Origin of the sequence: Melghiribacillus thermohalophilus (assembly GCF_004342905.1) — a bacterium.
Classification (GTDB): domain Bacteria; phylum Bacillota; class Bacilli; order Bacillales; family Alkalibacillaceae; genus Melghiribacillus; species Melghiribacillus thermohalophilus.
This window is the reverse complement of the sequence record NZ_SMAN01000008.1, coordinates 86,085-95,494: the sequence shown is the minus strand read 5'-3', so window position 1 is coordinate 95,494 and position 9,410 is coordinate 86,085. Positions and strand designations below refer to the sequence as shown.

Below are 9,410 nucleotides of genomic sequence, written 5' to 3'. Positions count from 1 at the left end.
CAGAATCCACCCATCCTGAACTCGCTCTCCCTGGTTGGTTAACCGAAAATTTTGTAAGTGAAGGATATCTGTAGTAAACTGTTTATACATGCAGAACTTCCTCTCTATCGGTATTGGTTGGTTACTATTAACGATAGAGGAAGATTCTGCATTTTTCAATTTTCAACACACTTCATTGGGGAGAGCCATTAATGAGTGAATCTGCTATAATATTCCGGATGCAACTTGTTACCTGAATGAAGAATAAACTGAATGTCGGCTATTCATTTGTTGAAATTAGGATGTGACCTGAGAGGAGAATCATGATGGAAGCCATACCTAACGAACAGCCCCGACAAATAAAGCGTCCCCTTGTCCTGGCATCGATTATGCTGGCGATGTTTCTGGCCGCCATCGAGGCAACAATTGTATCAACAGCTATGCCCAGCATTGCTGCTGATTTGGGTGGTTTTTCTATGTACAGCTGGGTATTTTCTGCTTATTTGCTGACCAATGCCGGAACGGTCCTCATTTTTGGCAAATTGTCGGACCTGTACGGCCGGAAACCTATTTTTTTGATCGGAATTACGGTTTTTATGCTTGGTTCCGTCGGGTGTGGCGTGGCCGGTACCATGGAGATGTTGATTGGTGCACGATTTATTCAGGGAATTGGTGCAGGTGCATTAATGCCTATTGCTACCACCATTGTTGGTGATATCTATACTAAAGAAGAACGGGCAAAAATTCAGGGGTATTTATCCAGCGTCTGGGGAATTTCGGCTGTATCCGGGCCCGCTCTCGGAGGATTTTTTGTCGATGTACTCAGCTGGCACTACGTTTTTTTCATGAACATTCCTCTGGGACTGCTGGCGATGGCGGGTGTGATATTATTTTTTCATGAAAATATCGAGAAAAAGAAGCCGGCCATTGATTTTTTAGGTTCGATCTGGTTAATTCTATTTGTAAGCAGCCTCCTTTATATCCTTGTTGAAGGCGGAGTGGGCATTCCCTGGGGATCTCCTGAAATGTATATGCTTCTTGGGATGAGTGCTCTGGGATTTATTTTGTTTCTCCATCAGGAACGACGGGCAGAAGAGCCGATGATGCCCTTTTCCATCTGGAAACACCGATCGATTTCAATTGCAAACCTGACTTCCCTCACAACGGGCATGATTTTGATTGGCGTATCCAGTTATTTGCCAGCCTTCGTTCAGGGAGTGATGGAACGTTCAGCTACGGTGGCAGGATTTACGCTGACGACCATGTCGATTGGCTGGCCCATTGCAGCTACACTGGCAGGAAGATTGATATTAACAATTGGTTTTCGGACTACCTCTATCCTGGGAGGGGTCTCCTTAATCATAGGTGGGATGATTTTCTTTATGCTTTCCCCTGACAGGGGGCCCATCTGGGCGGGAACTGGTTCCTTTTTTATTGGTGTAGGAATGGGACTGTCTTCCACATCGTTTATCGTCTCCATTCAAACAACGGTCGGCTGGAAGTTGAGGGGGATTGCAACAGCTTCCAACATGTTCATGCGGTCCATCGGCAGTGCCCTGGGTGCTGCTCTGCTTGGAGGCATTTTGAATAATCGCATCAATGGCTTGATTAAAGAAGAGGGACTGTCAGATCACATTTCGGTGGATACAGCCAATCAGCTGATGGATGCCCATCAAAGAATGCTTTTAAGTGAGGACGTCCGGAGGCTTCTTCAGGATGCTTTAACAGTCGGATTGCATCATGTTTATGCAGGATTGCTCATTCTCGCGGTGCTCAGTTTTTTCCTCATTACCATGCTCCCAAAAGGAGAAAAGGTTTAGCTTGTATTATATAGTGACATTTTGGTACAGTAAAGAAAAACAACCATTTACATAAAACATCAGCTACTGGAGGTAGATTGCGATGAAAATGATGGATGCCAATGAGATTATCGATTTTATTTCCAACAGTACAAAATCAACCCCTGTGAAAGTTTTTGTAAAAGGGAACTATTTGCAGGATATTCAGTACGGGGACAAGATAAAAGCATTTGTCGATGATCATACAGGTGTATTGTTTGGTGAGTGGAAAGATGTAAAAGAAGTGCTGGAACAGTTTAAGGGAGCCATAACCGATTATGTGATTGAAAATGATCGCAGAAATTCTGCCATTCCGCTGCTGGACTTAAAAGGGATTAATGCCCGTATTGAACCAGGAGCGATTATTCGTGATCAGGTTGAAATCGGCGATGGAGCGGTAATTATGATGGGAGCGATGATTAATATCGGGGCTGTCGTTGGCGAAGGGACAATGATCGATATGAACGCTGTTCTCGGCGGACGTGCTACGGTTGGCAAAAACTGTCACATCGGAGCGGGTGCCGTGCTCGCCGGTGTTATTGAACCCCCTTCTGCTAAACCAGTAATCGTAGAAGATAATGTGGTCATCGGTGCCAATGCCGTGATTTTAGAAGGTGTAACCGTAGGCGAGGGATCTGTAGTAGCTGCCGGTGCTGTGGTAACAGAAGATGTGCCACCAAATACGGTAGTGGCCGGTACGCCTGCGAAAAAGATTAAAGAAATGGATGATCAGACAAGAAGCAAAACCGAAATCAAACAGGAATTGCGCAAACTGAATCAAGAGTAAACCCATAAATGAACAGGTGTGAGCCGCCTGTTCATTTAAGTTATGGATAGAGGTGAGGGGCTTGAAATTGGAAGAGCTGCAATCCGTTCGCAGGGATCTGCATCGCATACCGGAATTAGGGTTTCAGGAGTTGAAAACCCAGCAGTATCTTTTATCATTTATACAAAATCTTCCCCAGGAACGACTGATTGTAGAACCGTGGAAAACGGGGATTTTCGTATTTGTGAAAGGCACAAAAGGAGGACATACAATAGGCTATCGAACGGATATAGATGGCCTTCCTATTCAAGAAGAAACCGGACTTTCCTATGCTTCCGAGCATGATGGGAAAATGCATGCATGCGGTCATGATTTTCATATGACTATTGCACTTGGGGTATTGAAAAAACTTGCGGAGCATCCGCCTGAATCCAATGTGCTGGTGATTTTCCAGCCAGCCGAAGAGGGGCCTGGCGGTGCATGGCCCATGCTACAGTCTGACCCAATGAAAAAATACCGACCGGATATGATCTTTGCCTTACATATTGCACCGGAATTGCCGGTAGGAACCGTTTCTTCCCGTGAAGGTCTGCTCTTTGCGAATACGAGTGAACTTTATGTTGATTTTCATGGGGTGGGAGGACATGCCGCCTATCCCCATCGGACAAAAGATATGGTACTGGCAGCCAGTCACTTTGTTGTGGATGTTCAGCAAATCATTTCCCGAATGATTGACCCCCTTGATTCAGCAGTGATCACGATCGGGAAAATGACCGGGGGCACCGTTCAAAATATTATTGCCGAACATGCCCGGGTGGAAGGCACAATCCGTACATTAAAACCTGAAACAATGAATAAAGTTAAAGAAAAGATTGAACGGACAGTAAAGGCCATTGAAATACGTTATGACTGTGAGACGTCCGTCGATTATGGTGCCAGCTATTTTCAGGTATGGAATGACGGGAAATATGTTGCTCAATTTCGTCAGGAAATGGAAGATATCGGCATACGTTTTGTTGAAGCAGGTCAGGCGATGACTGGAGAAGACTTTGGATACATGTTAAAAGAAATCCCCGGGTTTATGTTCTGGCTTGGTGTCGAGTCCCCCTATGGTCTTCATCATGCCAGACTGACCCCGAAAGAGGAAGCACTCGAAGTAGGAGTAAAAGCGGTAGAACACGTCATCCGGACCATTCAAATTTGAATAGTTTCCATCTGGTCAGGGAATTTTAAAGAAAGAAATGAAATTTACAGGAGGAATGCATTTATGACCCGAATTGGTGTAGAAGAGTCCCTGACAGATGTAAAAGAGGCACTTGAAGAGAAAGGTTATGACGTAGTCGTGTTGAAAAATATGGAAGATGCTGAAACCTGTGATTGCTGCTGTGTAACTGGTCAGGATCAAAACGTCATGGGCATGACTTCTGATGTTCCAGATGCCTCAGTAATCCAGGTAAAGGGAATGACTGCTGAAGATGTGGTAAGAGAAGTAGAAGAGCGCATCAGCCGGGAACAGGGATAATCCATTAGGTTTAACCACCATACCATGTAAAACGGTAAGCTTAATGATTTAGCCTGGAAAAATACCATTCCCCTTTTTTTCATTCCACGTTCATCTGGCAACTCCCCGGTTCCCCATCTAAGTAAAAAGTCGAGTACCGGGGTGGTTGCTGATTTTATCATATGAAATATTAATGATAAGGGGAGAGGAAAGAATCAATGGTGATCAAATTAGTGATTGTGGCTTTATTAATTGTATTAACGGCTTTTTTTGTAGCCAGTGAATTCGCTATCGTTAAAGTGCGAAAGAGTCAACTGGAAGCGAGAGCTGGTGACGGCGTGCAAAGTGCCAAACTTGCTTTGAAAATTACAAACCAGCTCGATGATTACTTGTCTGCCTGTCAATTAGGAATTACGGTGACGGCACTCGGCCTTGGCTGGCTGGGTGAGCCGACCGTGGACCGTTTATTATATCCACTTTTTGCTATGTTTAAGCTGCCTGAAGCCGTGACACATACCGTATCGTTTGTTATTGCATTTTCGATTGTTACATTTTTACATGTGGTTCTGGGAGAACTGGCACCTAAAACGATTGCGATTCAAAAAGCGGAAGAAATTACTTTATTAGTAGCCAGGCCTCTTTACTGGTTTCACCGGATTATGTATCCGTTCATCTGGTCCTTAAACGGCGCAGGTAATCTGATTGTTCGTCTCCTTGGGTTTAAAACAGTGAGTGAGCAGGAAGAAGCCCATAGTGAAGAAGAACTGCGCTATATTTTAAGTGAGAGTTATCAGAAAGGGGAAATAAACAAATCCGAGTATCAATATGTCGACCGGATTTTTGAATTTGACAATCGGACAGCAAAAGAGATTATGATCCCCCGTACAGATATGGAAGTCATTGATATGAATGAACCCGTTCAAAAAATTTTACACCAGGTGAAGGATAGCCGCTATACCCGCTATCCAGTAATCGATGGAGATAAAGATCACGTTATTGGGATGATTCATATTAAAGAATTGTTTTATGAAGATTGGGATAAGCTGGACTCCCTCAAGCCGTTTGTTCGACCAATTATCAAAGTATTTGAAAATATTCCTATTCATGATTTATTGTTAAGATTGCAAAAGGACCGAACCCATCTTGCTGTTTTAATCGATGAATACGGTGGAACATCTGGACTCGTCACCGTTGAGGATATCCTTGAAGAAATTGTCGGGGAGATCAGAGATGAATTTGATCATGAAGAAGAACTCCCCTATAAAAAAATAAAAGAGGGTCATTACATTGTTCAGGGAAAAATCCCCATCCAGGAAATCGATGAATTGCTGGGAATTGAACTGGAGGATGATGATATCGATACCCTCTCTGGCTGGATCTTCACGAAGAATATGGATGCTGGCGAGGAAACGGTTATCTATTCCCATGGTTATGCATTTAAAGTTTTAGAAAAGGAAGAGGGGTATATTAAAAAAGTTGAAGTCACCAAAGCATAACATTTTTTGAATGCAAAAGATCGGCATTTGGTTCACGGGCAAACCATTTTACAACTGATAAGAAAAATTGTTTAATGAGAATGAAAAAGGGATATAATGATAAAGCAGAAATTATAGAAGGGTTAGGTAAAGTCAGATTAAATTTATTACAATTTAATATTGACTTAAAATAACACCCTCGTTATAATGGATATTGGCTGTGCCAAAATACGATATAAGAAAAATTTTAACATGGAGGGATTACATATGGCAGAACGTATGGTAGGTAAACAGGCACCTCGTTTTGAAATGGATGCTGTTATGCCAAACAAAGAATTTGGTAAGGTGAGTCTTGAAGAAAATATGAAAAAAGGAAAATGGACCGTTCTATTCTTCTATCCAATGGACTTTACATTTGTATGTCCAACTGAAATCACAGCCATTTCTGACCGTTATGATGAATTTGAGGATCTTGATGCTGAGGTAATTGGTGTTTCTACAGACACGATTCATACTCACCTTGCATGGATCAACACACCACGTGACGATAACGGTTTAGGTCAGCTGAAGTATCCGCTTGCTGCTGACACGAACCATACGGTTTCCCGTGATTATGGTGTACTGATTGAAGAAGAAGGGGTAGCTCTTCGTGGTCTGTACATCATTAATCCGGAAGGTGAATTACAATATCAGGTTGTCCACCACAACAATATCGGCCGTGAAGTGTATGAAGTTCTTCGTGTACTTCAGGCTCTGCAAACTGGAGGACTTTGCCCGGCAAACTGGAAGCCAGGTCAAGAAACTCTTAAAGTGTAAGGCATCCTTTTACAGAAAAGGTCTAACATGTCCTGTGTTAGGCCTTTTTTTAAACATATAATGTTCTTCAAAGATGATGATTCATATATCTTGTTTTATGAATCAAATCCGTACGATATAAATGAACAGAGGGAGTGGTATGTCATGCGTTTGCGCACGCCAATGCCTGAATTAGATGGGGCGACCGAGTGGATTAATGGAGAAGTAACAAAAGAAGAGTTAGTCGGAGAAAAGCCGACGCTAATTCATTTCTGGTCTGTCAGCTGCGGGCTTTGTAAGGAAGCCATGCCAAAAGTAAATGAATTCAGAGATCAGTACAAAGATCAATTAAATGTTGTGGCTGTTCACATGCCCCGCTCTGAGAAAGATCTAGATATTGATCAGGTTAAAGAAATCGCTGAAAACCTGGGAATGACCCAGCCGATCTATGTTGACAATACTCATACTCTGACTGATGCCTTTGAAAATCAATATGTGCCTGCTTATTATGTATTTGATGCAGAAGGGAAGCTCCGTCATTTTCAGGCCGGTGGCGGTGGGATGAAAATGCTCGAAAAACGAGTGAACCGCGTACTTGGTGAATAAGCCATCCGGGATATAGCTGTCTGGTTTCGTCCAACCAGACAGTTTTTTTATTTTGTAAACATGGTTTTGATGATTACGTTTATTTAAATAGTATGGTTTGTCAGACAAGGGTCTTATTGTCTACCTGGAACGGCACATTATATAGGAAAGGCAACAGATGAACGTTTCTTCGTAGTGTCCGTGATGGGGGGGGGTTGACGGACAACAATGCGAGAACATGTTGTGAGATATTTATCATTTCCTTTAATGATCAACATCCCATTTCACAGAACCGTAATCGTCCTGCCCATACCGAATGTCATCGATACACCCGGGTAGGGCTTCAGGCTCCAAAAGCCTGTGCAACATTCTACAGACTCTCTTCAAAAACCTTTTTCATATAGCAGCATTCCCCCCTGTACACGTCAGGGTGTTTCAGGGAAAAAAGGAGAAAAATCAGCCCCTCCTTTTACTCATCTAAGAGGAAAGGAGTAGTGGAATTCAGTCTATAGACGGTTGTTCCGTCGAGGGGGAAACCATACAATCTGATGTATAATGAGTTGGCTGACACTGGATTGTTCACGAATGGATAGCTGAACATAAAGGATGAAAAATTTTTTAAAATTTTTTTAAAAAATGGGTGGAAATTTATTTCGGAACCCGATATATTTATATATACGCTTTAAAAAGCGCAAAGGAGGGGGACGCGTGAATACGTTTAAAAAACTAAAAGAATTCTATTGGCCTTATAAAAGGTTCTTTTTTATTTCTCTATTTTTCTTGTTGTTTGTTACAGGGATTACAGTGATTTATCCCATTGTCCTTCAGCTGACCATTGATGAGGTCATCCTCGGGGGAAAGTATGACTTGATCCCATATCTAGCTATTGGCTTTATAGCGATTATGGGAGTGAAGGGAATATCCACTTTTTTTCATCAGTATTTAGGTGACATGTTTGGAATTCAATCTGTCTATTCCCTTCGTGACGCGCTATATAAAAAATTACAGCGTCTTTCTTTTCGGTATTATGACAATGCGAGAACGGGGGATCTGATGTCAAGGCTGACAGCAGATGTAGAAGGATTTCGTTTCTTTTTATCATTTGGGTTTGCGGAATTGATCCGCATTTTCCTCCTGATTGCATTCACCCTTGGGGTCATGTTTTACTACTCGGTTCCGCTGACTCTTGTCACAATGGCGGCCATGCCATTTCTGGCCGTAGTCGTATACCAGTTTGATAAGCGGGTTCATCCGGCATTTCGTGGAGTCCGCAAGTCATTTGGGCGACTCAATACGAAGGTCCAGGAAAATATCAGCGGAATCAATACGGTTAAATCCCTTTCACGGGAAGATTTTGAAATTGGCCGGTTCCTGGAGAAAAATGAGGATTATCGGCAGAATTATTTACAAACGGCCAGCATCTGGTCAAAATTTTTCCCTTTGATGGAGTTTATCGGAAACATCTGTGTTGTGGCTCTCCTTGCTTATGGTGGCCATCTCGTCATTAACGGAGATCTTCATACTGGTGAACTGGTTGCCTTTTTTAGTCTGGTCTGGTACATTATGTGGCCTTTGATGAACCTGGGTTTTGTCATTAACCTATTTTCTCAGTCGAAAGCAAGCGGTGAGCGCCTCCTGGAAATCCTGGAAGCTGAAGAAGATATTGAGGAAGCTCCTGGTGCCATCTCAAAAGAAAGACTTGAGGGACATGTAACGTTTAAACATGTGTCACTCACTTATACACAGGATGACGATGCCGCTTTAAAGGATATTACCTTTGATGCACCACCGGGAAAAATAATCGGATTAATCGGTTCAACTGGTTCAGGAAAAACGACGATCACTCAGCTGATCACCCGCTTCTATGAACCGGATGAAGGAGAAATTTTGATTGATGGCGTCAATGTTAAGGATTATTCACTGAAAACATTGCGGAAAAATATTGGATTTGTCCTGCAGGAACCATTTTTGTTCTCCACTACGATCAAGGAAAATATCCGTTACGGTAATCCAGAAGCTTCGATGGAGGAAGTCATTGATGCAGCGAAGCGGGCCCAGGCCCACGACTTTATCATGGAAATGCCTGACGGATATGACACCATGCTAGGGGAAAGGGGAATGGGGCTTTCCGGCGGTCAGAAACAGCGAATCTCCATTGCCCGGGCCATCCTGATTAATCCAAGTATTTTAATCCTGGACAATGCCACAAGTGCCGTTGATATGGAAACGGAATTTAAGATTCAAAAGGCATTAAAAGAAGTGATGACAGGAAGAACCACCTTTATCATTGCCCATCGGATTTCTTCCCTGAAACATGCTGATGAAATCCTGGTTCTTGAAGACGGAAAAATTGTCGAACGGGGTGTCCATGAAGATTTGCTTAAAAATAACGGTCCATACCAGCGAATCTATGACATTCAGTACCAGGACAAGGATGTCATTATGGAAAAACAGAGAGGTTAAAGGAGGGG

General features: G+C 42.8%; 8 protein-coding genes. All 8 read left to right on the top strand.

Features of this window, described 5'->3' with window-relative positions; genetic code table 11:
• The first annotated feature begins 305 nt into the window (after window positions 1-305).
• The 8 genes from EDD68_RS07735 to EDD68_RS07700 all read left to right on the top strand — a co-directional run bounded on the left by EDD68_RS07735 (window position 306) and on the right by EDD68_RS07700 (window position 9,402).
• On the top strand, window positions 306-1,799 hold the full coding sequence (locus EDD68_RS07735; protein ID WP_481318844.1) for an MDR family MFS transporter: 1,494 nt from the start codon (window positions 306-308) through the stop codon (window positions 1,797-1,799).
• A gap of 82 nt (window positions 1,800-1,881) precedes the next feature.
• On the top strand, window positions 1,882-2,604 hold the full coding sequence (gene dapD / locus EDD68_RS07730) for a 2,3,4,5-tetrahydropyridine-2,6-dicarboxylate N-acetyltransferase (protein WP_132371663.1): 723 nt from the start codon (window positions 1,882-1,884) through the stop codon (window positions 2,602-2,604).
• Window positions 2,605-2,665: 61 nt separating this feature from the next.
• Window positions 2,666-3,787: an N-acetyldiaminopimelate deacetylase gene (locus EDD68_RS07725; protein ID WP_132371662.1), complete on the top strand. Its 1,122-nt coding sequence runs from the start codon at window positions 2,666-2,668 to the stop codon at window positions 3,785-3,787.
• Window positions 3,788-3,850: 63 nt separating this feature from the next.
• Window positions 3,851-4,105, top strand: a complete 255-nt coding sequence (locus EDD68_RS07720) for a YkuS family protein (RefSeq protein ID WP_132371661.1) — start codon at window positions 3,851-3,853, stop codon at window positions 4,103-4,105.
• A gap of 197 nt (window positions 4,106-4,302) precedes the next feature.
• Window positions 4,303-5,580 carry a hemolysin family protein gene (locus EDD68_RS07715; protein ID WP_132371660.1) on the top strand — a complete coding sequence of 426 codons (1,278 nt, stop codon included), beginning with the start codon at window positions 4,303-4,305 and terminating at the stop codon, window positions 5,578-5,580.
• Window positions 5,581-5,826: 246 nt separating this feature from the next.
• Window positions 5,827-6,375 carry a peroxiredoxin gene (locus EDD68_RS07710; protein WP_132371659.1) on the top strand — a complete coding sequence of 183 codons (549 nt, stop codon included), beginning with the start codon at window positions 5,827-5,829 and terminating at the stop codon, window positions 6,373-6,375.
• 144 nt (window positions 6,376-6,519) lie between these two features.
• Window positions 6,520-6,960, top strand: coding sequence for a TlpA family protein disulfide reductase (locus EDD68_RS07705; RefSeq protein ID WP_132371658.1), 441 nt, complete (start codon window positions 6,520-6,522; stop codon window positions 6,958-6,960).
• 687 nt (window positions 6,961-7,647) lie between these two features.
• Window positions 7,648-9,402, top strand: coding sequence for an ABC transporter ATP-binding protein (locus tag EDD68_RS07700; RefSeq protein ID WP_132371657.1), 1,755 nt, complete (start codon window positions 7,648-7,650; stop codon window positions 9,400-9,402).
• Window positions 9,403-9,410: the final 8 nt, after the last annotated feature.

Bases quoted from the DNA above. Each gene is read 5' to 3' on its own strand.
- EDD68_RS07735 (WP_481318844.1), top strand. From the start codon at position 306: ATGGAAGCCATACCTAACGAACAGCCCCGACAAATAAAGCGTCCCCTT.
- dapD (WP_132371663.1), top strand. From the start codon at position 1,882: ATGAAAATGATGGATGCCAATGAGATTATCGATTTTATTTCCAACAGT.
- EDD68_RS07720 (WP_132371661.1), top strand. From the start codon at position 3,851: ATGACCCGAATTGGTGTAGAAGAGTCCCTGACAGATGTAAAAGAGGCA.
- EDD68_RS07715 (WP_132371660.1), top strand. From the start codon at position 4,303: ATGGTGATCAAATTAGTGATTGTGGCTTTATTAATTGTATTAACGGCT.
- EDD68_RS07710 (WP_132371659.1), top strand. From the start codon at position 5,827: ATGGCAGAACGTATGGTAGGTAAACAGGCACCTCGTTTTGAAATGGAT.
- EDD68_RS07705 (WP_132371658.1), top strand. From the start codon at position 6,520: ATGCGTTTGCGCACGCCAATGCCTGAATTAGATGGGGCGACCGAGTGG.